This is a genomic window from Sulfurimonas limnophila, from assembly GCF_059705345.1.
Genome location: NZ_AP046127.1, coordinates 888,208 through 911,706, shown reverse-complemented (window position 1 = coordinate 911,706; position 23,499 = coordinate 888,208). Strand labels below are relative to the sequence as shown.

Annotated in this window: 23 protein-coding genes; 2 read left to right on the top strand and 21 right to left on the bottom strand. The window is 34.3% G+C overall.

Annotation, left to right across the window (positions count from 1 at the left end):
• Positions 1–114: 114 nt before the first annotated feature.
• The 7 genes from serA to pheS form a co-directional block, all read right to left on the bottom strand.
• Positions 115–1,704 (bottom strand): phosphoglycerate dehydrogenase, encoded by a 1,590-nt coding sequence (gene serA / locus AC6H33_RS04800; RefSeq protein ID WP_497605820.1) that lies wholly within the window; start codon positions 1,702–1,704, stop codon positions 115–117.
• Entirely contained in the window at positions 1,704–2,183 is a 480-nt protein-coding gene (locus AC6H33_RS04795) for a hypothetical protein (RefSeq protein WP_497605819.1), read from the bottom strand. Before AC6H33_RS04795 ends, serA begins: the two co-directional genes overlap by 1 nt.
• A 5-nt stretch (positions 2,184–2,188) precedes the next feature.
• Positions 2,189–3,844 carry a 30S ribosomal protein S1 gene (locus AC6H33_RS04790; RefSeq protein ID WP_497605818.1) on the bottom strand — a complete coding sequence of 552 codons (1,656 nt, stop codon included), beginning with the start codon at positions 3,842–3,844 and terminating at the stop codon, positions 2,189–2,191.
• 138 nt (positions 3,845–3,982) lie between these two features.
• Positions 3,983–4,810 (bottom strand): 4-hydroxy-3-methylbut-2-enyl diphosphate reductase, encoded by an 828-nt coding sequence (locus AC6H33_RS04785; protein WP_497605817.1) that lies wholly within the window; start codon positions 4,808–4,810, stop codon positions 3,983–3,985.
• 16 nt (positions 4,811–4,826) lie between these two features.
• Entirely contained in the window at positions 4,827–6,113 is a 1,287-nt protein-coding gene (gene aroA / locus AC6H33_RS04780) for a 3-phosphoshikimate 1-carboxyvinyltransferase (protein ID WP_497605816.1), read from the bottom strand.
• Entirely contained in the window at positions 6,110–8,446 is a 2,337-nt protein-coding gene (gene pheT / locus AC6H33_RS04775) for a phenylalanine--tRNA ligase subunit beta (RefSeq protein WP_497605815.1), read from the bottom strand. Before pheT ends, aroA begins: the two co-directional genes overlap by 4 nt.
• Positions 8,443–9,435, bottom strand: a complete 993-nt coding sequence (gene pheS, locus AC6H33_RS04770; RefSeq protein ID WP_497605814.1) for a phenylalanine--tRNA ligase subunit alpha — start codon at positions 9,433–9,435, stop codon at positions 8,443–8,445. The genes pheT and pheS overlap by 4 nt, the downstream gene beginning before the upstream one ends.
• Positions 9,436–9,557: 122 nt before the next feature.
• Between pheS and AC6H33_RS04765 the strand changes: the two genes are divergently transcribed.
• Positions 9,558–9,914, top strand: coding sequence for a histidine triad nucleotide-binding protein (locus AC6H33_RS04765; RefSeq protein WP_497605813.1), 357 nt, complete (start codon positions 9,558–9,560; stop codon positions 9,912–9,914).
• Positions 9,915–9,918: 4 nt separating this feature from the next.
• Here the strand turns inward: AC6H33_RS04765 and AC6H33_RS04760 are convergent, their stop codons facing one another.
• The 12 genes from AC6H33_RS04760 to AC6H33_RS04705 all read right to left on the bottom strand — a co-directional run bounded on the left by AC6H33_RS04760 (position 9,919) and on the right by AC6H33_RS04705 (position 20,498).
• Complete coding sequence (locus tag AC6H33_RS04760; protein WP_497605812.1) at positions 9,919–10,383, bottom strand: OsmC family protein; 465 nt, start codon at positions 10,381–10,383, stop codon at positions 9,919–9,921.
• Positions 10,384–11,766: an argininosuccinate lyase gene (gene argH / locus AC6H33_RS04755; RefSeq protein ID WP_497605811.1), complete on the bottom strand. Its 1,383-nt coding sequence runs from the start codon at positions 11,764–11,766 to the stop codon at positions 10,384–10,386. It abuts the gene before it with no gap.
• Between the two features lie 113 nt (positions 11,767–11,879).
• Entirely contained in the window at positions 11,880–12,221 is a 342-nt protein-coding gene (locus AC6H33_RS04750; protein WP_497605810.1) for a cytochrome C, read from the bottom strand.
• Between the two features lie 81 nt (positions 12,222–12,302).
• On the bottom strand, positions 12,303–14,120 hold the full coding sequence (locus tag AC6H33_RS04745; protein WP_497605809.1) for a menaquinone biosynthesis decarboxylase: 1,818 nt from the start codon (positions 14,118–14,120) through the stop codon (positions 12,303–12,305).
• Positions 14,121–14,122: 2 nt separating this feature from the next.
• Positions 14,123–15,064 (bottom strand): hydroxymethylbilane synthase, encoded by a 942-nt coding sequence (gene hemC, locus AC6H33_RS04740; protein ID WP_497605808.1) that lies wholly within the window; start codon positions 15,062–15,064, stop codon positions 14,123–14,125.
• A complete protein-coding gene (locus AC6H33_RS04735; RefSeq protein ID WP_497605807.1) occupies positions 15,065–15,886 on the bottom strand; it encodes a DsbA family protein in 822 nt (273 codons plus the stop codon).
• Positions 15,849–16,274, bottom strand: coding sequence for an FxsA family protein (locus AC6H33_RS04730; RefSeq protein WP_497605806.1), 426 nt, complete (start codon positions 16,272–16,274; stop codon positions 15,849–15,851). The genes AC6H33_RS04735 and AC6H33_RS04730 overlap by 38 nt, the downstream gene beginning before the upstream one ends.
• On the bottom strand, positions 16,274–17,581 hold the full coding sequence (proS, locus tag AC6H33_RS04725; RefSeq protein ID WP_497605805.1) for a proline--tRNA ligase: 1,308 nt from the start codon (positions 17,579–17,581) through the stop codon (positions 16,274–16,276). Before proS ends, AC6H33_RS04730 begins: the two co-directional genes overlap by 1 nt.
• A complete protein-coding gene (hemA, locus tag AC6H33_RS04720; protein ID WP_497605804.1) occupies positions 17,582–18,880 on the bottom strand; it encodes a glutamyl-tRNA reductase in 1,299 nt (432 codons plus the stop codon).
• Entirely contained in the window at positions 18,880–19,767 is an 888-nt protein-coding gene (locus AC6H33_RS04715) for a polyprenyl synthetase family protein (RefSeq protein ID WP_497605803.1), read from the bottom strand. The genes hemA and AC6H33_RS04715 overlap by 1 nt, the downstream gene beginning before the upstream one ends.
• A 14-nt stretch (positions 19,768–19,781) precedes the next feature.
• Complete coding sequence (locus tag AC6H33_RS04710; RefSeq protein WP_497605802.1) at positions 19,782–20,195, bottom strand: hypothetical protein; 414 nt, start codon at positions 20,193–20,195, stop codon at positions 19,782–19,784.
• A complete protein-coding gene (locus AC6H33_RS04705) occupies positions 20,196–20,498 on the bottom strand; it encodes a DUF2018 family protein (protein WP_497605801.1) in 303 nt (100 codons plus the stop codon).
• A gap of 98 nt (positions 20,499–20,596) precedes the next feature.
• On the opposite strand from AC6H33_RS04705, the gene AC6H33_RS04700 reads away from it, so the two are divergent.
• Positions 20,597–21,742: an FAD-dependent oxidoreductase gene (locus tag AC6H33_RS04700; protein ID WP_497605800.1), complete on the top strand. Its 1,146-nt coding sequence runs from the start codon at positions 20,597–20,599 to the stop codon at positions 21,740–21,742.
• Here the strand turns inward: AC6H33_RS04700 and argB are convergent.
• Both argB and AC6H33_RS04690 read right to left on the bottom strand, forming a co-directional pair.
• A complete protein-coding gene (gene argB / locus AC6H33_RS04695) occupies positions 21,739–22,590 on the bottom strand; it encodes an acetylglutamate kinase (RefSeq protein ID WP_011372484.1) in 852 nt (283 codons plus the stop codon). The genes AC6H33_RS04700 and argB overlap by 4 nt on opposite strands.
• The gene (locus tag AC6H33_RS04690; protein WP_497605799.1) at positions 22,591–23,496 is read right to left on the bottom strand and encodes a tetraacyldisaccharide 4'-kinase; all 906 of its coding nucleotides are present in this window, start codon (positions 23,494–23,496) and stop codon (positions 22,591–22,593) included.
• Positions 23,497–23,499: the final 3 nt, after the last annotated feature.

Sequence of the window (23,499 nt, the reverse complement as noted above, 5' to 3'; positions counted from 1 at the left end):
ATTACATGTAAGAACTTTTCTAAAAGATGTGTGAGCTTTATGGGGGTGGGTTTAGGGAAATCTTTGTCCCTGCCAACTATATGGGATTTACTCATATAGTTGTTTAAGTATAACCTATAACCTTGCGTATTGAACGCTTGAACAAGCATCTATTTTTAATAACTCATCTAGTGTAGCATCGCTTATAACATTATCAACCAAGATAACAGCTAAGGCTTGTTTCTTATCATTTCTAGCAAGTGAGAAATCTGCTATATTTACATTGTGTTTTGCTAAAGTTGAACCAATATTTCCAATAACTCCAGGAACATCTTGATTTTTAAGAATAATCATATCGCCCTTAAGAGCAACTTCTATATCAAAACCATCTATTGAGACAATTCTAAATATATTATCATCAAAGATAGTAGCACTAATAGTAGTCGTTCCACCCTCAGCAGTAGTTAACTTAATAGTAATGAGATTTTTATAAACAGTTGACTCAAGAAGTGCTTCAAACTCTATCTTTATACCCTTCTCTTTTGCCACAAAATCAGCGTTTACATAGTTGATAGTATCATCACTAATTTGGCTCATAGCCCCAACTGCAACAAAAGTTGCAAGAGAGTCAACATACTTTGCTATATCGCCATGCCCACTTACTTTAATTGCTACAATTTGAGATTGATTTAACTGAGATTCTAAGAAGCCAATTTTTTGCCCCATCTCTAAGAATGGTTTTACAAATGGTGGTATTTTACTCTCATCAATTGGAAGATTCATTGCATGAGCATAAGAAATTCCTTTTGCAGCTGCAATAGCATTCTCAGCAGCTTGTACACCGATGTTATATTGTGACTCATAAGTATTTGCACCTAAGTGAGGAGAAACAGTCACATTATCAAGATCAAGCAGAGGGTGATTTGTTGCAGGTTCTTTCATAAATACATCAATACCAGCAAAACGGATTTTACCATTTGTCAGACCAGTGTATAGTGCTTCTTCATTATAAAGACCACCTCTAGCGCAGTTAATTAAAACCACACCATCTTTCATTTTAGCTATCTCTGCACTATTTATCATATCTACAGTCTCTTTATTTTTAGGAGTGTGAATAGTGATAATGTCACAAGATAAAATATCTTCAAAATTTTTAGTATAAACCATATCTAAATCAGTTACTTTTGAAGGGTTGATATATGGGTCATAAGCAACTATATCCATCTCAAAAGCCTGAGCTCTTTTTGCAACACGTGAGCCAATGTTTCCAAAACCAATAACACCTAGTTTCTTTCCTTTTAGCTCATACCCGTACCACTTCTCTCTTTTCCAAACTCTATCAAGTTTTAAGTGATTATGAGAATATGGGAACATTCTCATACAAGAGAGCATGTGCGCCATAGTAAGTTCAACTGCAGCAATTGTGTTTGCTGTTGGAACGTTCATAACTATAATTCCTTCTTTAGAACATCCAGCTATATCAACGTTATCAACGCCAACACCCGCACGAACAATTGCTTTCATGTTTTTTGCATGAGCTATAAACTTATCATCAACATCAGTTGAACTTCTTGTTATTGCAACGTCTGCTTGTTCAATAATTGTTAAAAGCTTCTCTTTGTCTTCATCTGCCGCCATGATAAAATTTATATTTTTATCATTTCGCAGCATCTCCAATCCTGCTTCATGTATATGATCACAAACTACTATTGTATGTTTTTGCATTATGTATCCTCTTTGTATAGCCCAACATAGGCTGAAATTTGATAATTTTTTAACACTTCAACTAGAGAATTTAACTTATCTCTATCTTTTGAGTAAATGAGCAACTCCGCACCATTCTTATCTTTTTTGAGATAATACTCCAATTTATGATGTTTTAGCTCCTCTTTTAAACAGAAGAGTTGATACGGATCTAATTCTGGCGCGGAGAGTTTGTATATTGGTTTTGGTGCTATTTTCTCATTTAAATCAACTTTTATTAAAACTTCATTTACTGGATAAAAATATCCTGATTTTTCTGCCTTATAAAAATGATTCAGCCACATTTGCTGTGGTTTATCTACAACAATTTCCTTCTTGTGCTCTAAAGGAGCCAATTCAATATGGGCTTCACTTGAGTTGATTGAAATAAGAAAAAAAACAATAAAAATAGCCACCCCAACTGCTATGAGAGGAGTAAGCCATCTTAAAATTTTTCGCACTATCTTTACTTGAATTTATCTTTAATCAAATCACCCAAAGAGTGCGACTCATCATCGTTAATTTCATCTAGCATTGCTTGGTTTTTTATGTAATCTAATTTTTTAACAGATAAGCGAATACGGTCACGACGTGTATCAATTACTGCAATTGCAGCTTCTATTTGTTGTCCAACAACTAAATCACTTTTTTCCAATGGAGATAAATCCTCATCACGAATTAGTGCATCAACGCCATCTTCTAGTGAAACGAAAACACCAAAATCTTTAATATCACGGATAGTACCAACTACAATACTATTCATTTTATGGCTTTTAGCAAATGAATCAATTGGGCTCTCTAGTAAAGCTTTTCTATTTAGTGAAATTTTTTGATCTTCAGGATTGATTTTAGCAATTTTCACTTCAACTTCATCACCTGTTTTTAAAACGTCTTTACATTTTACGTTTTTATCCCAAGAGATATCTTGATTATGAAGAAGTCCTTCAATACCATCGATACGAACGAACGCACCAAAATCTGTAAGAGAAGTAACAGTTCCAGTAATTACATCACCTTCGTTATGTTTTTTCATAAATTCATCGAAAGGCTTAGCAAGAAGTCTTTTTAATGAAACACGTAACTTATGTGTCTTAGGATTTATTTCAATTACTTCAACATCAATTTCTTGACCAACTGTTAAATAATCATTAGGATTTTTAACGTTTTTGTCCCATGATATTTCTGAGATATGTAAGAAACCTTCAATATCATTTCCTAAATCAACGAAAACACCGTAAGCTTCGATATTTGAAACAGTTACAGTAATTGTATCGCCTTCATCTAGTTCACTCTCAACTTCAGCCCATGGATCAGATTGAACTGCTTTGATTGATAAAGAAAGATGTCTTTTATCTTTATCATAAGAGATAGCTTTTACCATTACAGCATCGCCCTCTTTATAAAGTTTTGAAGGATTAACAGGACCTTTGTAGCTTATTTCATTATAATGAACTAAACCATCAACACCACCAACATCTACAAACATACCATAGCTAGTAATCTTTTTGATAGTTCCCTCGATAGTTGTGTCATCTTCCATCAACTTATCAATAATCTCTTTTTTCTTTTTACGCTCATCATTAAATAGCTTACGGCGAGATACAACAATTGAGTTTTGCTCTTCATCTATTTTTACAACTTGAGCTTTAATTTTACGACCAACAACTTCATCAGTGTCTTTAAAAGCCGCAAGTGAGCGAGGCATAAAGAATGTTACATCATCAGCTTCAACAACATATCCACCACGATTTTTCTTAGTAATTAAACCATCAATAACAATATCTTCAAAGTTTTCTTTATGTTTATCGATAAAATCGATAGTTTTTTGTTGTTCTAAAACTTTTTTATATGATATTTTTGGACGCTCATTATAGTATCCAGTAACCATTACTTTGATTTTATCGCCAACATTAAACTTCAATACACCATTTTCACTGATTTCGTCTAAACTAAGAATACCCTCTAGCTTATCTCCAACACCTACTAATGCTCTATTTTCATCCGCTTGAATTTCAACAACTTCGCCTTCTACTATGCGACTTGTCTCTTGCTGCTTTTCACTTGCAGCAAACATCTCTGCAAAATTTTCTTCTTCTTCAAATGATTCGTTATCGAACGCCATTACCTATCCTCTGTTACATAAAAATTTCGTGAGTATATCTAATTATTAATAATACTTTTATTAATTATTTAAAAAAGGCTTGAAAATTGGGGGAAATATTATGGATAAATTATCTAAAAAAATATTTCAAAACAGCAACTAAATGCTATTTTGAATAGAGTTTACCACGTTTTGAATAATCCAATCAGGAGTAGAAGCTCCAGCACTGATTCCACAAAACTCTTTACCATTAAACCATGAAAAATCTAAATCATTTTCATCCTCTATATGATAACTATCTTTGCAATTATCTTGTGAAATACTAAATAGCTGCTTTGTATTTGATGAGTTTTTTCCACCAATTATTATCATAACATCTGCTTTTTTTGAAATCTTTCTAACAGCTTCTTGATTCTCAAAAGTTGCGTTACATATAGTGTTAAAAACCCTAACCTCTTTATATCTTGGAATTAGATAGTTTGCTACTTCCATATAGTCTTCAACTTTTCTAGTTGTTTGAGCTACAAGAGCAATTCTATCTTTTAGTTTTAAATCTTCTAGTTCGCTTGGAGAAGTAACGACAATCGCGCCGTAAGTTGCATAGCTTTTTACACCTTTTATCTCAGGATGTGCATCATCACCAAAAATAATAATCTCATATCCTTGCTCACTCATCTCTTGGCAAATTTGCTGAGGCTTTGTAACGTAAGGACAAGTAGCATCGACTACATCAACATTGTTTGCCCTTAGCTCTGCTAACTCTTCTTTTGGTATTCCGTGAGTTCTAATAACTGCTTTATCGCCAGAAGCAAAGCTCTTATGGTCATCAGTCAAACCAACTTTAAAGTCTTTTTCAAGTCTTTGTATCTCTTTTGAATTGTGAATCAAAGGGCCATATGTTGAAGAGTTTTTATTCTCTTCAGCAATCTTTATAGCTCTTTTTACGCCAAAACAAAAACCGTAACTCTCCGCTAATTCTATTTTCATTATTTTATGTCTCCTTTTACAAAGAAGTGAATTCTACTTTGGTTATTTTTTGTAAAAGTTCAAAAAAGTTTGGAAATGATGTATTTATACAATCTATATCTTCAACTTCCATTGAACATTTAAGCCCTGCTATTATAAAACTCATAGCAATTCTATGGTCTCCATGACTATCTATTTTAGCTTCTTTAAGAGTTCCACCTTTGACGCTATATCCATCATGGACTTCATCTACTTCTATCCCACAAGCTATAAGACCATTTACAACAGTTGATATTCTGTCACTCTCTTTAACTCTGAGCTCCTCTGCATTTTTTACAATACTTACACCCTCAGCACATGCAAAAGCTATCGATAAAGCAGGTAGTTCATCTATAAGCCATGAGATATTATCTTCAACTATTATTGCTTTTAAGGGTGCATACTTGACATATATATTTCCTATTGGTTCGTACTTATTTTCTGTTGTCTCATATCTTATATCTGCACCCATTCTTTCTAACGCTTTAAATGCCTCTATGCGGGTTGGATTTAGAGTTACACCCTCGAGTACAACATCAGAATCAGGAGTAATAGCAGCAGCAACTGCAAAGAAAAATGCACTTGAAGGATCGGAAGGAACTCTAATTTTCAATGGCGAGAGAAGTTTCTTCATAGGTTTTATCTTAGTCACTAAACCATTCACTTCAATCTCTGCGCCCATGCCTTTTAACATTCTCTCTGTATGGTCACGGCTTAGTTCTGGCTCCGAGTAACTACACTCTCCATCAGCTCTAAGAGCAGCTAATATCATCGCGCTTTTAACTTGTGCAGATGCTATTTTACTTTCGTAATTAAATGCAGTGAGTGATGCACCTCTAATGCTCAGTGGTGCTAAATCTCCGTTATTTCTGCCATCAAGTTTTGCTCCAATATCACGAAGTGGAGCAGTAACTCTCTTCATTGGGCGACGGCGAAGATACTCATCGCCACTTAATACAAAATGACCATCAGCAGAGCTTAAAAGACCACAAAACAGTCTCATACCTGTTCCAGAATTTCCACAGTCTAAAACTTCACTACTCTCTTTTATACCATCAGAACTTATCTTGATTATGTTTCCATCATCTTCAATCATCGCGCCTAAATTTTTTACAATTTGCAAAGAGTTCATCGTATCTTCAGCTCTTAAAAAGTTTGTTATCTCGCTTGTTCCATCTGCTAACATAGCAAACATAGCGCATCTGTGTGATATAGATTTATCTGGTGCTATCTGGCTGGTTTTAAAAGAAAACGACTCCGCCTTATTAACTTTTACGCTATTCATCTAATTGTAATTCCAAGATCAGTTTTTAATGCTTCTAAAATGGTGCTCATTGTATTTGTAATCTCTTCTTCTTCTAATGTTTTATCAAATGATTGAAGCACAAAACGGATAGAGAGACTCATATTTTCACCAAGCGATTCATCGCTATATTTATCAACAATATAAAAGCGAATAAGCTCTTTTGTTGCAGATGCATTAATTATATTTTTTACTTTTTCATACGCCATATCTTTAGGCATAACAATGCTTAAATCTCTAAAAGAAGCTTGATATTTAGAAGATTGCTTTGCTGTTTTTAACTCACATGGGAGCTTGTTAAAATCTAACTCACACATGTAAGTAATATCCAAATCATAACTCTCTTGTACATTTGGATGAAGACGGAAAATCTCCCCTACACTTTCATTGGCAACAAATATTTCAGCGCATTGGTATGGATGAGAGAGGGTATGTTTAGTTTTATATTCGCGAAGCTCAAACTCTCCAATAACATTAGAAATTTTTTGTGCAAAAAGTGCAAAATCAACTTTTGAAGGTTTTCCAGAATTTGACAAACTCTCAGCCTCTTTATCTCCACAAAATATAAATGCCATCTTTAAAGACTCTTCTCTTTGAGAGTCAAAAACAGAACCAACTTCAAAAAGTTTAACAGAAGCATATCCATTTTTACTATTATTTGATGCTGCTCTAAGTAGCCCACAAAGAAGTGTAGTTCTAAGCGTATCTAACGTATTTACAATAGGATTTAGTAACTCTTTATTTTCAACAATAGTCTCAAATCCGTACTCTTGTAAAATCTTTTTTTCATCAAAAACAAAATGAACAGATTCAAAAAAACCGCTAAATGCAGCTTTATGTCTATATGTCACTCTTTTTTTATAATTAAAATAGTCATCATTAAAGCTATTTGCTTCAGTAAATGTAAATGGTTTTGAGGGGATATTATCGATTCCAACAAGGCGAACAATCTCTTCTACAATATCTTGCTTATTTACTATATCATGTCTAAATCTTGGTACTAAAATAACAAAACTATCAGCAGAAGATTTTGTTGTATCAAAACCTAGATTTTTAAGTATTTTTGTAATCTTAACTTTATCAATATTTGCACCGATTATCTCATCAATCTCTTTTTTACTAAGACTAATAATTTTATCCTCATGTGATTCATCAATTTCAATAGTACCACCATAAACAGATGATTCTGAGTTGGTCTCAATAACACTGATACAATAATCTAAACCTTGATTTAAGTCTGGTTCACTTCCTCTTGATGCTCTGTAGTAACTAAGCCCTGTAGGAATTTTATTCTCTTGCATTTTTTTAGAAATAATATCTGGTGGAATATAAGTTGCCTCAATCAGGACTACGCCATTGCTATGAGCAACTTTAAAGGACTCCTCTTGCATAACTCCAACTACTGAAACTTTTTTATCTTTTGACATAATAGAAGCAAAACCATTTTTGTCTTTGCTTAGAGATATTTTTGCAATTGGTTCATCTTTTACACAAAAAAGAGCATAATCATACGCTCTTAGTATAACTCCGCTGCTATGCGTTGCATAAAGCATCAATGACTCAACGTCAGACTCTTTTTTGTCATCTACTTGAGACAATCTAAGTTTTACTATAAAAGGGAGTGTGAGATTTTTAAAGTCAACAGCTTTATATCTGATATTTACATCTAAATTATTTTCATGAGAGAGTGATAAAATACGCCCTATTCCGACTCTTTTATCTTCATCTTCTTGAACTTTTCTCTCTCTGAGTGGTTTGTCAAAAGCCGCACTTAAATCTCTTGCTACTCCTCTAATACTTAAACAATCGCCTCTATTTGCAGTGAGCTCAATCTCTATAACATCATCTCTAAATATAGCGTTTTGTGAGACCTCTTGACCTATTTCATATTTTCCAATACTACTATCGAGTTCAATAATTCCTTCACTAACATCGCCAAGACCTATCTCCCTTGCAGAACAAATCATCCCTTCAGACTCTATACCACGAAGTGTCACTGGTTTAATAAGCGTACCATCTGGCATAACTGCTCCAATAGTTGCAACTACTACATCAAGACCAGCTTTTACATTTGAAGCGCCACAAACAATCTGACGTATACTTGATCCAATATCTACTTTACAGATATTTAGTTTATCTGCATCTGGGTGCTTTTTACACTCTAAGACTCTTCCAAATACAATTTTTTCTGGCACTTTATATGTGACAATACTATCTACTTCCAAGCCAATAGAGTTTAATGTCTTTAGTAATTTATCCGTGGATATTGAACTTATATCTATCCACTCATTTAACCAACTTCTTGTAACTATCATCTAAACTGCTCCAGCAACTTTATGTCTCCCTCGAAAAGTGAACGAAGGTCTCCTATCTGATGAATAAGCATCGCAAATCGTTCAACTCCAAGGCCAAAAGCATATCCACTAACATTTTGATACTTTACAGCTTCAAAAACATTTGGGTCAACTATACCGCAGCCCAAAACTTCAAGCCAGCCTGTTCTAGAGCAAACTCTACAACCACTTCCTTTACAAAAAACGCACGAGATATCAACTTCAGCAGAAGGTTCTGTAAAAGGAAAAAAACTAGGACGGAAACGAACTTCCACATCACCAAACATATATTTTAAAAAATCTTCTAAAATAAACTTTAAATTTGCAAAAGATACAGTGCCCTCTTTGTCTACCAATAACCCCTCAACCTGATGGAACATAGGAGTATGCGTAATATCATAATCTCTTCTAAAAACAGCACCTGGAGCTATCATACGAATCGGCGGTTTATTGCTCATCATAGTTCTTATCTGTACAGGAGAAGTGTGAGTACGAAGAAGCATCTCATCTTTAAAATAGAATGTATCTTGCATATCGCGAGCTGGATGATACTTTGGTAAGTTTAATGCCTCAAAATTATTAAAATCATCTTCAACCATTGTGCCAGTTTTAACCGCAAAATTCATAGAGGAGAAGTACTCTACAATTCTGTCCATCGTCTCCATAACTGGATGAAGCGCTCCTGATTCTGAAGATGAGCTAAACATACTTACATCTATCGCATCAGCCTTCATATGTTCTTGAAGTTCTAAAGTTTGAAGAACTATTTTTCTCTGCACAAGCTCATTCATTAAAGCATTTTTATTTATATTTAACTCTTGTGCAATTTTTGATTTCTCTTCATCCGATGCCTCTTTCATCTTAGCAAACTCTGCTGCTAAAACCCCTTTTTTACCAAATAGAGATATTCGGATTTCTTCAATTTTTTCGACACTTTGTGCCTCTTTTATTGCATCATACCAATGTTTCAATCAATTCACCCATATTGGAGGAAAAACCTCTTAAATTTTAAAATGGATTATAGTCAAATATAATTTATATATAGCTTCATTTGTCAATTTGTATGTTACAATAAATAAAAAAAAGGGCTAAAATGTGTATATTTTGCAAAATAATAAATAATGAAATTCCATCAAATATAGTCTTAGAAAACAGAGATTTTATAGCTTTTCACGATATAAATCCAAAAGCTCCTGTTCACATATTGGCAATACCAAAAATACATGTTGAGAGTTTTAATGAAGTAACTCCTGATACTATGAAAAAAATGACTACATTCATACAAGATGTTGCTAAAGAAGTTGGCGTTGACAAAAGTGGCTATAGAGTTATAACAAACGTAGGAGAAGATGGAGCTCAAGAGGTTAAACATCTTCACTTCCATCTTCTTGGAGGAGCAAAACTCGCTTGGTCACATCTAAGCGATGCAAATCCAAAAAGTATGATTTAGCTATTTATGATGGGCAACTCTCTATAGTGCCCATATCTATCTTGCTTCCACCGCCAGATATCATCTTCTCGTTTTCTCTTATCTTTACGCCGTTATGTGTAATTGAGTAAGAGATAATAACGCTATCTCTTATCGTGTTAATAGTTGAGCAGTAAGTCTCTAATGACGCCATAACATAACGAGCGGCCGAAGTGTCATCAGCATCAGAATCAAAACTATAATCAAGATAAAGAGTATTAAATTTTTTTGGAAAATCATCATTTCTGATAGCTTCACCATCTATTACTAAATTTGAAACTGTTTTGCCTTGGTTTTTTGGCAATAAAACAATATCAGTAGCACTACACGAGATAATACCTGATAAAAAATACTCTATTGGACTTATCTCTGGACAGTTAATAATAAAACTGCCCTTCTCAGTTTTTGCCTCAAATTTCATCTCATTTAAGTGTGATACGCTAACTTTCATCTATTGTCCTATTAAGAAATTTTTAAAATATTCTAGTTGCTCTTTAGTTCTTTGAGTAGAAGTTCCACCAGCTGAAGTTCTAGCATTCATAGAATTTTCTATAGATAAAAACGCTAAAACATCTTCACTTATTCTCTCATCAATCTCTTTAAGATACTTAAACTCTATATCACTTAAATCAATTTTCAGCTCTTCGCTCTTAGCAACTGCTTTTCCTGTAATAAAATGTGCTTCTCTAAAAGGAATATCACATTTTTGAACTAGATAATCAGCCAAATCAGTAGCGCTTAAATGTCCTATTTTACAAGCACTTTTCATATTTTGTGGCTTAATCTGCATAGTTTTCATAGCTTCTTTTAAAATCTCTAATGAGATTTCAGCAGTTTCTACAGCATCAAAAACACCCTCTTTGTCTTCTTGAGTATCTTTGTTATACGCCAAAGGAAGCCCTTTCATAACAGTTAAAAGACCCATTAAAGAGCCATAAACTCTACCTGTTTTACCACGAAGAAGCTCTGGTACATCTGGGTTTTTCTTTTGTGGCATAATTGATGAGCCTGTTGAGTACTCATCGCTAAGCTCAACAAATCTAAACTCATAACTAGACCACATAACAAGCTCTTCACTAAGACGAGATATATGCATCATCATAGTTGAGATATTAAATAAAATTTCCAGTGCAAAATCTCTATCACTTACGGTGTCTAAACAGTTTATACTTGCACTCTCAAAGCCTAAAAGTTCTGCTGTCATATCTCTATCTATCTTGTGTGGAGTTCCAGCAAGAGCTGCGCATCCAAGCGGAGATATATTATTTCTTACATATGAGCTCTCAAATCTCTCTATATCACGCTTGAACATTGAAAGATATGCACCTAGATGAAAAGCAAAGTTTATTGGCTGTGCATGTTGAAGATGCGTCATACCTGGTAAAAGAGTCTGGGTATGTTTTGATGCTATCTCTAAAATCTCATTCATGAGAAGTTTAAGAGCTTCAACTATCTCTAGATTTTTACGAAGAACATAGCGGCGAAAATCTACTGCTACTTGATCATTTCTACTTCTTGCAGTATGAAGTTTTTTTCCAGCATCACCGATAATGGCAGTAAGACGCTTCTCAATCCCCATGTGAAGATCTTCATCAGATATCTTCCACTCAAATACTCCAGATTCTATCTCATCTTTTACTTGTGAGAGTCCTTTACTTATTTGAGATAATTCATCTGCTGTTAATATGCCCTGTTTTGTTAGCATTGTAGCGTGTGCTAAAGAGCCTTCAATATCTTCACGATAAAGTTTTCTATCAAACATTATAGATGCGTTAAACTGATCCAAAAGGCTTGAAGCACTTGCAGAAAAACGACCTGACCACATTTTGTCCATAATTTCTCCAATATTAAAAAGTTCGGTATTTTAGCTAAATTAAGTGATTTTACAAAATAGAGAAGAGGCGTTAAGATAGAAAATATCTATCTTAATAAATATAGTAGTTTAGTTTAATTACAAGCAGGAACATTTCCACTATCAGCAGCGTATTCAAATAAAAAGTCTTTTAAGTGTTTTGAATTTTTAGTAAAACCTCTGCTTTCAAAATACTCATGTGAATCTTCAGCATCTTCATTTTTGCTTTGCATATGAACTTCTGCCAACTTCTCACCCTTGTTTTTCATGAAAACATTCCACTCTCTTTTTTTCTTTGTTGAGACAAAAACTTGTCCAGATTTATGACACTTTACGCACTTTTTTACAAACTCTCTTTGGCCTTTGTAAACAGCGGCGTCAAGAGCAATTGACGTGAAAATTGATATAGACAAAACAGAAATTAAAAACTTATTCATATGCTAAACCCCTATAATAATTGCTTATATTACATTACAATTTATTATATGAACCTTATAGAGAAGGCAAAAGACAATAAATCACGATAATTGAAACTTTTCATACAATTTTTCACTTAAATCCCACACACCCTTGAGTTTAAGAGACTCCACAACACTCTGTGTACAGTCAACATCATCAGGCCATCTTCGCTCAAAACCATCTAAAGCATTTTTATTTGTCCCATCAATTGCAACCATTAATCCAGAGATGTATATATCTCTAAGTGCGTCCATATTATTTGTAACTCTCCACACAAGCATATAAGAGTTAAATATATCATTTTTATGAGCATCTACAAAAACTACAACTCTTAAATGCATACTCAAAGGTATAAGTGCCTCAAAATAATTTTTTACATTTTTTGTTTTGTCAACAGATATAACAGTGATTGGATTTTTTGTTCTTCTCATAAACTGATGTAAATTTATAGTATCTGGTATAAGTTCTTTAACTTTAACTAAAAGCTCTTCGTCGCCTAAAAGCATTGGAGCTTCTACTTTATTAGCCGATGTTGCATCAATACCTAGCTTTCCACCTACTAGTGCTTCATCAGACGAGTGATCAAGTGCATCTAAAATGCCCTCTGAAATAAAGAGAGATTTTGGAGTAAACCTATCTAAAATATATGCACTTATCACTTCATAGCTATCTAATTTTGGAGCTTTTTCATCTAAAAAAATTGCATGTTTAACAAAACTCATCTGCCCAGCACCCCAAAAAGCGTGCATAAACTGTTTTGCATGTCCTTTGTAATGAGGTTGCATTTTTGCAAGTATTAAGTTATGAAAACCACCATTCTCTGGCATATGATAATCAAGTAAATCAGGAGCTGTTGTTTTTAACAGAGGAAAAAATATCTTTCCAGTAGCCCAACCCATATACTTGTCTTCAAGAGGTGGCTTTCCTACAACTGTAGCCAAATATGTAGGCTTTTTATTTGTAGTAATTGCACTGACTTCTAAGACTGGATATGGTTCTTCTAAAGTGTAATACCCAGTATGATCGCCAAAAGGACCCTCTATTTTCATCTCATTTGTATCTACCCAACCCTCTATAACGTAGTCAACATCATGTGGGATATAGAGTGGATTTGTTAAAGATTTCACAAGTTTTGCACTCTCTTTTTTTATAAGTCCATACATAAGTAACTCATTTACACCATAAGGCAATGGAGCAGTTGCACACCAAGTATAGAGCGGATCACCACCAATAGCAATGGTTACAGGCATTTTTTTGCCAGCTTTTTGGTACTGATCAAAAAAGTGTGAAGAGTCTTTATGAATCTGCCAGTGCATTCCTAGATGATTTTTATCATATACTTGAAGTCTATACATACCAAGATTTACCATCTCTCCATCAAGACTTTGAGTATAAGTTTGTCCCATTGTTATAAAAGGACCACCATCTTGTTCCCATGTAGTTAAAACTGGGATTTTATAAAGGTCTATCGCATCATCTAGATATTTTATCTTTTGACATTCACCCTCTTTAGAGAGTTTTTTTGGAAATATATTTTTAAGGGAAAATAGTTCACTCGCCATTGAAATTTTATTTAAAAAACCACTTGGAGGTTTCATATGAAGAAGCTTTGTTATCTCATCAGCAACAGACTCTATAGTTCTGCCAAAGAGAAGCTCACAACGCTTATATGAACCAAAAACATTCATCAAAATTTCTTCATCAAACTTTTTACCACTTTTTCTATCAATCACATTTGTAAAAAGAATAGCCATTCCACCATCTTTTTTCTTAACTTCTGCATATGCTAAATGTGGAATTTCAAGATATATATCAAGCTCAATATCAATTACTCTTAGTTCACCCTTACTCTTTAATAACTCAATGGTTTTTTGCATTATTACTTATTTTCCATCATCGCTTCAGCGCGCATTAAAAGCTCTTTAGCACCTTTTTGGATAAACTCAGCGGCAATCTCTCTACCGATATTTTCATAATCTTTTTTAGATGTAATTTTTGAATCACTGAGCATTTCTGTTCCATCTGGAAGCCCTAGAATAGCCTTTATACTAATAGTTCCATCGTCTAAAACAGAAGCATTTACTCCTATTGGAACTTGACAGCCGCCCTCTAGCTCATCAACAAAAGATCTCTCTATCGTTGTCTCAATTCTGCTGTACTCATCTTCTAGTCTTGCTACTATTTTTAAAACTTCAGCGTCATTTACGGCTTCTATTCCTAATGCGCCCTGCCCCATAGATGGAATCATCTCTTCGAGCGAAATAGGATATACATGTTTTACAGCGTCAAGCAGTGAGAGTCTGTTTATTCCAGCTGCAGCCAAGATAATAGCGTCAAACTCACCCTCTTTTAGCTTTCTTATTCTTGTATCAACATTGCCTCTTAAATCTTTTATAATTAAATCTGGGCGAAGTTTTTGTATCTGCATACGGCGGCGAAGAGACGATGTACCTACAACTGCGCCATTTGGAAGCGCTTCAATATTTGCATAATTTTCTGATAAAAGTGCATCTCTTGAATCTTCTCTCTCTGTAATTGCTGCTAGAAGAAGTCCATCAGGCATAACTGTTGGAACATCTTTTAGTGAGTGAACTGCTATTTGAGCCTCCCCTTGAAGCATAGCCTCTTCAAGCTCTTTTAAAAACAGTCCTTTTCCGCCTATCTTAGAGAGTGCCTTATCTTGGATACGGTCTCCTGTCGTAATTATTACATTTAGTTCAACTTCAAGACCTGGATTTTGCTCTTCTAAAATAGCTTTTATATGATTTGACTGCCAAAGTGCTAATTGCGATCCCCTTGTTGCTATTACTAATTTTTTCATCTATTTTACCTCTTTATATTTCATTTTTGTTCTATCTAAAACACCATCAAAGAACATTGTTGGAGTTCCATTTACCATCATTGAGTCTGCTATTGCCAAATCACTCTTAAGATGTTCGCCAACCTCTTTTGAGATAAGGTCAAACATTTTTATATTTGAGCCCATTACTTTGTTAAACTCTGCTAATATCTTATCATTTGATCTCTCTTTTGGATCTATGTTTATTTTATATAGATTTAGTACAACATCTTTTTTGCCTTGAAGTTCAAGTGCAACAGCAGCTTTTACAAGCTCTACAGCAGCTGGATGAAGTGACTCAAGTGGAAAATGGTAGTAGTAAACTGCAAACTCATTTGGTCTACTTTTCATGTACTCAAGCGCTTCTGGAACAAATGTTTTACAAAATGGACAGAGTGGATCTGAGAAGATTGCCACTTTATGTTTTGCATTTGCATTTCCATATATCAAATTCTCTTTTTTATAATTTTTCTCTTCAAAAGGTAAAGAGACCAACTCATTCATATCTCTGATTTTTTCTATATCAAAAATCTCTTTTGTGATTACTTTTCCATCTGAAAACCAAACCATTTTTTGAACAACTTGACGTTTATCTTTTACAAGTAAAGCATCCAATTCAACATAGTATGCATACCAGTCATCATGTCCTTGAACTTCAGTTACATTTGTAACTTTAACATTAAGTGATTTTATATTTTGATTTGCTGCAAACATCTTTTTTAAAAAACTCTCTACATCTTTACCTGTAGGTTCTGCTCGCAAGAGACTACTTAGTACTAGTGTTATCGCTAATAATTTCAACATCAATGACATCAATATCCTTTTCTTTATTGTAATTTTTATAATTTGTTTTGCACTTTGATTTTACATTATAACGATTAACAAGCATAGTTGTAAGTACGCTAAACTGTAATAAAACACCTAAAATATCTGTTAAAAACCCTGGAATAATAAGTAAAATTGCTCCAAAGATACTAAAGAGACTAAGGCGTTGAAACTCTTGTAAATCTATACATTTATATGAAACTGCCATAACATTTTCTCTAAATGTAGAGCGAAAATTCATAAGTATCGTTATACCTAAAAAAGCACTAAATAGTATCTCAAAAAAAGTCCATAAACCTCCTATTGCTGAGGCAATATTTACAGAGACAAGGACTTCTAAAAAGAGATATATTAAGAAGTAAATCATTACTTAATTAACTCCATTATTTTCTCATAAGCACTACTTACATCGATTGAAAAACTCTCTTTTGTTTTTCTATCAAATATTTGAACTAATCCACTCTCAAGCTCTTTACCGATAATAATAGTGTAAGGAAAGCCTATAAGCTCAGCATCTTTCATCTTAAAACCAAATCTCTCTTTTGTATCATCAAAAATTACATCTACTTTTGCCGCTCTAAGTTTTACATAAAGCTCTTCGCCTAAACTCATTTGAGTCTCATCTTTTACATTTGAGACCATAATATTTACGATATATGGGGCACTCTCTTTAGTCCAGATACAGCCACTCTCATCATGGTTTTGTTCTATAATTGCAGCTACAAGTCTACTAACACCGATGCCAAAAGTTGCCATCTCAAAAGGTTTGCTTCTTCCATTTTCATCACTAAAGTTTGCTTCTAATGCAGCTGAGTATTTAGTCCCAAGTTGGAAAATATGTCCAACTTCTATACCTTTTTTAAAGTAAAGATTTGCTCCGCAAGAACACTTTTGATCTATTTTTTGCTCTTTTAGCTCTTCATAACTCTTTTCGTTTAGTTCATCTATCTTATCTTTAAACTCATCAATAGTCTCAATGTTTGCACCATAATTACAAGCTTCGCAGACTATAAGTGTATCTTCTCCGCTATCTGCTAAAACATGGAACTCTTTACTTCCATCTCCACCAATCGCGCCGCTATCAGCTGCGACTACTCTAAAATCAAGCCCAAGTCTTGTAAAGATTTTTTTATAAGTACTTTCCATGAGGTCAAACTCACGAACCATATCTTCTTTACTTGAGTGAAAAGAGTAACCATCTTTCATCAAAAATTCTCTACCACGCAAAAGCCCATATCTAGGTCTTGCTTCATCACGAAACTTTGTGTTGATTTGGTATAAATTTAGTGGTAAATCTTTATAACTTGTTACTCTATTTTTTACAAGTTCAACCATAGCTTCTTCATTTGTAGGGCTAAGTACAAACTCATTTTGATGTCTGTCATTTATTCTTAACATCTCTTTGCCCATAGCATCAGCTCTACCACTTCTCTCCCACAAACTAATAGGAGTTACAAAACTAAGTTGTACTTCACAGCATCCCGCAAAATCAAGTTCCTCTTTTACAACAGCTCTAATTTTCTCTAACACTATCTTTCCAAGTGGCAAAAAGTTGTAAAGTCCAGCACCTTGCTGGTTTATAAAACCGCCTCTTACTAAAAACTGATGGCTTGGTAATGTTGCATCAGATGGCGCTTCTTTTGCAGTTGGAATAAACGCTCTACTTCTTCTCACTTATCTTCCTTCTATAATGTTTAATGCGTGTTCGCACTTATATTTGTCTGGCATATCACTTCTATCTTTTTCTATCAAAAACTGAACTGCACTTGTTAACATATCTGCTTTTGACTCTTCAGAGACACTTCTCATCTTAGAACTCATCTGATGTAAAAACCTCTTTAAAGCTTGTTGCGTCATTTTGTAAGCTTGTTCTTCATACTCTTTTGGAATAAACCCTTTTTTTATAGCTCTATCACTCTCAATACGTGCTGCTTCAAATGCTTTTTGATAAATCTCTTTTATCATTGGTTCAATATTTAACGTATTTAACCACTCAAAAAACTCAACAGTGCTTCTTCCTATGATACCATGAGCCTTTCTTGCACTATCCTCACGTAATCCCATATTTTCGTCTACTATATTCTTTAAATCATCTATTACATACAGATTGATTCTATCGCCCTTATGGTAGTTTATATCACGAGGAAGCGCCATATCAAACCAGTAGCGCTCAAAATCACAAGGCTTTATTATCTCATCTGTAATGATAGGTTCAGGTGAGGACGTAGCAGTAAATAGTATCTCAAACTCATTTACAGCCTTTTGTAAATCTTGCATATCTAAAACTTTTGCACCGCATTGTGCTGCTAATTTCTCAGCTTTTTGTTTTGTTCTATTTATGATATAAACATCTGCGCCACTTGATAAAAGATGCTTTGCTGTTATCTCAGACATCTCTCCAACGCCGATAACTAGGGCTTTTTTGCCTTCAACACTATCAAGAACTGATTTTAATTTTGCAACTGCAACACTTGCGATTGATACTGGTTTTGATGAAATATCTGTTGCATTTCTTACCTTTGCAGCACACTTAAAAGCGTGATGCATGGCACGAGCCAATTTTTGAGAGCAAAATCCATTATCGTATGAAAATCTAAAAGCATCTCTTAACTGACCTGCAATTTGTGTCTCTCCAACAACCATAGAATCTAGGGAAGATGCAACACTAAAGATATGATGAATTGCACTGCTGTCATCAAATATATCTGCTCTGCCCTCTAACTCATCGATAGAGACTCCAGACCTTGCCGCCAACATCTCAAATATATGTTTTGTAGCTTCTGAAATATCACTACAGCTACAAAACACTTCCATTCTGTTACATGTAGAAATCAATATAGATTCATTTATAGCTTCGCCAGAGTTAAGCTTTGTAAGACATCCTCTTGTAGCGTTGTCATCTTTGTATGAGAGCTTTTCTCTAACATCAAGAGTTGAATTTTTATGTGAAAAACTTATGTTTAAATAGTGCATCAGTAACTTCTTTTTATCATGGTTTGTAAAATTTCTATCAATCCTGCGTCATCTTTTATAGCACTCATAGCCTCATTTGAGAGCTTTTGAGCAAGAGCAAATGACTTTTCTACCGTTTTATGTTGTGCCATCATATCTCTAATCCAGAGTGATTCATCTTCGCTAAGTGCCTTTGCGTGTAAAGAACTGAGTTTTTCTCTATCTTCTTCGCCTAAGAGTTGATAAAGATAGATATATGGCAGAGTACATTTTCCCTCGACAAAATCATTCATCGCTGGTTTGCCAAGAGTAGCTTTATCTGAAGTTATATCTAAAATATCATCAATAATTTGAAAAGAGAGTCCTAGATTTTTTCCATAAAGAGCATGTAAGTGTGGGTCTTTTTTTGCAAGAAGAGCTGCCCCATGGGCACATGCTTCTATCAAAGTGGCAGTTTTAAGATATAGCATCTCAAGATACTTCTCTTCATCGCTATTAAAAGCAGAAGCCATCTTAACGTCCATCATCTCGCCTTTGCTGAGTGCTGTAACAGAAGATGAGATAACTTTAGCAATCTCTTTATCAAATGCTACCAATTCACTAAAAGCTTTTGAGTAGAGTATATCGCCAAGCATTACCGCTGTTTTGCTCCCATCTGTTGCGTTTACAGAAGCAACTCCACGTCTAAGTGTAGCCTCATCTATCACATCATCATGCAAAAGACTAGCAGCGTGAATGAGTTCAACAATAGCACCAAGAAGAGGAGCAGTTTCACAAGTTGGGGCTATTTTTAAAATCAGTTTTGCTCTAAGTCTCTTTCCGCCCTGAAGCATTTCAAAAAGACGTGTTACTTCATCATAATCAATCTCTTTGACAATCCTATTAATTTCGCTCTCAACTCTTTGCATCACTCTCTCTTTAGCTATTTTTTTAACTCTTCTAACTCTATATATTTTTTATCATCAAATAAAAGTATCTCAAAGAGAACCTCATTTGAAGCCTCCTTGAACTCTTTAAATTTTACTAACATATAAGCTCCATCTGCAAATCTAGTACCTTTTGGCATTAGTTCTACTCGAAAACTATGGCTTTTGTTTTTTAAATGAAGTATATTTTGTCCAACAATTTTGTCATAACTTTTAAATAGAACAAGTGCTCCATCAGTGTAAAGAGTCCATCTAAATGAGAGAAGCTTTTTTTTATCAGCGTATTTTACAAAAATATTCTTTTGCTCATCTTTTTTTAGCAAAATTTCTCTCTTTTGTCTATACTCAGAAGCAGATGAAAAAGTGTAACTTAATGCTAAAAGAGTAAAGATAAGGAGTAGATTTTTCAACTATTCACTTTGTGATAAAATTGCGCCCATCATTTCAATATATAAATTCTTAGCAAAACTATCAACTTCATCTCTATTATTCAAGATATAAGATTTAATCTCTTTTTCTATTTCATCGCCATTATCGCTAAATTTATCAGCACATTTTGATCTCATCATCATCTCCATAGCAGCGGCTCTATCGATGAATTTTTCTAACTCATATCTTACAACGTCATTGTTCGCATTAAATACAACATCCATAAGTTTACTCTTTGGAGAGCCCATAAATATATCATCTTCGTCTTCAAATAATCCGTACATTTTATACCCTGTTTAATAATATTTTTGCGATTATAACATCACTATTCTAACAATCTCTTAACTCCTGACATTAAGTCATATTTTTCTATAATTCTCAAATGAAAATATATGACTTTTTAATTATCGGTGCAGGGAGTGCTGGATGCAATAGCGCATCTTATCTTCAAAAAAGAGGATTTAGTGTTGCGGTTGCAGACAAAGAAGGCGTTGCTAGTGGCGGAAGTGGCGCGGCTGGAGCCTTTTTATCGCCTCTTGCTGGAGTACAAAACAGTTACAACAGTTTTATAAATAGCGCGCTAGAGTACTCTTTGGATTTTTATGAAAAAATGGCTCCAAGTGAGATAGTAAAAAATGGTGTGCTAAGAGTTGCAAATGACAATTTTGACACTACAAAACTCAAAACAAACAACATAAAAAACCGCTATATAAACACAAAAGAGTTAAAAGATATTTCACAAAATTTTGCCAATATTGATGGATATTTTTACGAAAATGCAGCGATTTTAAACCCGTACAATGTATGTAAAAAGCTCATAGAGAAGTGTGATTTTTATAATTATGGTGTAGATGAGTTAAAATACGAAAATGGGTTTTATATCTTTGATGGCTTTATGGCAAAAAACGTAATTCTAGCTCAAGGCGTTATAAAGCCCATAGTATCGACTCCTTATATAAAAATAGCACCAATTTTTGGAGTTAAAATAGATGTCAAAACAACAACAAAAGTGCCTTTTAACATACATAAATCTATCTCTGTATCGACAAATAAAAATGATTCTACTATCTCTATCGGTGCGACAAAAGAGAGACATGACGCAACTGAGATGGAGTGTTTGACCTCATGTGATAAATGCGCTTTTTATGTAAACAGCGAACAAGGGCAAGTTGAAGAGTTGTTGAGAGAAGCACATGAGTTAATTGAATTGGAAAATATAGAAGTAAGTAAAATATACAGAGGTGCAAGAGCGACAATTAAGAGTTACTTTCCAGTAATTGGCAAAGTTATAGATTATGATGAAAGCATAAAAAAATATCCATCTATAAAAAATGGAACAAAAATTCCGCCAGAGTTACTTACATACTTTCCAAATCTATATATCATAAATGCTCTTGGCTCAAGGGGTTTTGTAGTAGCTCCACTGCTTGCGAAACTGCTATGTGAAGAGATTTTAGACTCAAAAAAAATACCGCAAGAGCTCTCAAGCGAGAAACTCTTTTATAAGATGGCAAGAGCCAAACTTTAGATAGTTATCTGAGTTCCAACTCCAGCTGATGTGAAGAGTTCTAGTAGCATTGAGTGCTCTATCCTTCCATCAATGATATGCGCTTTAGCAACTCCACCTTCTATTGCTTCAAGACAAGCATCCACTTTTGGCACCATTCCGCCATGAATTGTTCCATCTGCTTTTAGAGCCTCAACTTCTGCTTTTGTAAGCGTACTAAATAGCTCTTTGCTGTTGTTTAAAACACCTGCTGTATCTGTTAGGAAGATAATTTTATGTGCACCAATCGCTTTTGCAACATACGAGGCGCACAAATCTGCATTTATATTAAATCCAGGGTGACCCATCTCGCCTCCAGCAGCGATTGGAGCGATAACTGGAATAAATTTTTCAGCTATAAGATTTGAGATAACATCAGCTTTTACGTCTGTAATATTTCCAGTTAGTCCCCATCTTGAGAAATCTTTTGCTTTTGCAGATATAAAATGAGCGTCTTTTCCACTGATACCTATCGCTTTTGCGCCATGAGAGTTTAGTAGCGAGACTATCTCTTTGTTTATCTCTCCACTTAAAACCATCTCAACGATTCTCATTACCTCTTTAGATGTAACTCTCTGCCCCTCTATAAACTTGCTCTCAATCTTTAGCGCATCAAGCATCTCGTTTATCTGTCGTCCACCGCCATGGACTATAACGGGCTTGATTCCAACTAGATACATAAGCAAAATATCCTCTGCAAACTTCTCTTTTAACTGAGGTGTCTCTTGAGCTGAACCACCATATTTTATAACTACTGTTTTGCCTCTAAACTCTTTTATAAATGGTAACGCTTCAAGAAGCGTCTGTACTGTTTCAATCTTTTTTTGCACTTATTTTCCCCTGTAATTATCTATAATTTTAAAAATATACTCATCCACTTCCACATGTAAATCAAGCAGAGACAGTGGTAAATCAAACTGCTCTAACTTGACAAAATCTTTGTAAGTAACTAAAAGAGTCTCTGAGCCATCTCGCTTTAAAATCTCTAAAACCTCATCTTTTTCAAATGAGTGATGATCCTCAAAGTAGTTTTTACTAACAACTTCGCTCAGATACTTATCAAGCCTCTGCGGTCTTGCTATGGCAGTTAAAAGCGACATTTTATCACTTTTATTTTTAAGTTCAACTACTCTTTTAAAATGCGTACCCTCTTTTATTACGATAGCTTTTTTTTCACTCCAAAGCCTCTCTCTAAAGGGTCCAGATGGTAAACAAGCTAAGTTTTTACTCTCAACATCTATGAGAATATCTAGTTTTTTTATGTCGTGTTTTGAGTAGGCATCATCTAAAAAAACTATTTTTGCGCCCATATCTTTAGCTTTTAAAATACCTTTTTTTCTATCCTCACTAACTATAACAATTGCTTTAGAAACTTTATGCGCGTATATCATAGCTTCATCTCCGCTAATATCCACATCACACAATATTTTAACCCCATCGCTTACAACATACAATCCTCTGCTGTTGCGTCCATAACCTCTAAGTACAATAGCTGCTCCCTCATATCTTGATGCAAGAGCCGTAACAAGCGGTGTTTTGCCACTTCCGCCAACACTTAAATTTCCTACACTTACTATATCTATATTGAAATCTTCTGCATGTTTGCTCTTATATCTGACATACATATAAAAACAGTAAATCCAGCTAAGGGGAAACAGAAAAAGAGAGATGATTTTTTGAATGAAACTCGGGTTGTAGAAGTACTCTTCAACCCAAAAGACTATTTTTTTACGCAAAAA

Coding starts and splice junctions, on each gene's coding strand:
- serA (WP_497605820.1), bottom strand. CDS start 1,704: ATGCAAAAACATACAATAGTAGTTTGTGATCATATACATGAAGCAGGA.
- AC6H33_RS04790 (WP_497605818.1), bottom strand. CDS start 3,844: ATGGCGTTCGATAACGAATCATTTGAAGAAGAAGAAAATTTTGCAGAG.
- AC6H33_RS04785 (WP_497605817.1), bottom strand. CDS start 4,810: ATGAAAATAGAATTAGCGGAGAGTTACGGTTTTTGTTTTGGCGTAAAA.
- aroA (WP_497605816.1), bottom strand. CDS start 6,113: ATGAATAGCGTAAAAGTTAATAAGGCGGAGTCGTTTTCTTTTAAAACC.
- pheT (WP_497605815.1), bottom strand. CDS start 8,446: ATGATAGTTACAAGAAGTTGGTTAAATGAGTGGATAGATATAAGTTCA.
- AC6H33_RS04765 (WP_497605813.1), top strand. CDS start 9,558: ATGTGTATATTTTGCAAAATAATAAATAATGAAATTCCATCAAATATA.
- AC6H33_RS04760 (WP_497605812.1), bottom strand. CDS start 10,383: ATGAAAGTTAGCGTATCACACTTAAATGAGATGAAATTTGAGGCAAAA.
- argH (WP_497605811.1), bottom strand. CDS start 11,766: ATGGACAAAATGTGGTCAGGTCGTTTTTCTGCAAGTGCTTCAAGCCTT.
- AC6H33_RS04750 (WP_497605810.1), bottom strand. CDS start 12,221: ATGAATAAGTTTTTAATTTCTGTTTTGTCTATATCAATTTTCACGTCA.
- AC6H33_RS04745 (WP_497605809.1), bottom strand. CDS start 14,120: ATGCAAAAAACCATTGAGTTATTAAAGAGTAAGGGTGAACTAAGAGTA.
- hemC (WP_497605808.1), bottom strand. CDS start 15,064: ATGAAAAAATTAGTAATAGCAACAAGGGGATCGCAATTAGCACTTTGG.
- AC6H33_RS04735 (WP_497605807.1), bottom strand. CDS start 15,886: ATGTTGAAATTATTAGCGATAACACTAGTACTAAGTAGTCTCTTGCGA.
- AC6H33_RS04730 (WP_497605806.1), bottom strand. CDS start 16,274: ATGATTTACTTCTTAATATATCTCTTTTTAGAAGTCCTTGTCTCTGTA.
- hemA (WP_497605804.1), bottom strand. CDS start 18,880: ATGCACTATTTAAACATAAGTTTTTCACATAAAAATTCAACTCTTGAT.
- AC6H33_RS04715 (WP_497605803.1), bottom strand. CDS start 19,767: ATGCAAAGAGTTGAGAGCGAAATTAATAGGATTGTCAAAGAGATTGAT.
- AC6H33_RS04705 (WP_497605801.1), bottom strand. CDS start 20,498: ATGTACGGATTATTTGAAGACGAAGATGATATATTTATGGGCTCTCCA.
- AC6H33_RS04700 (WP_497605800.1), top strand. CDS start 20,597: ATGAAAATATATGACTTTTTAATTATCGGTGCAGGGAGTGCTGGATGC.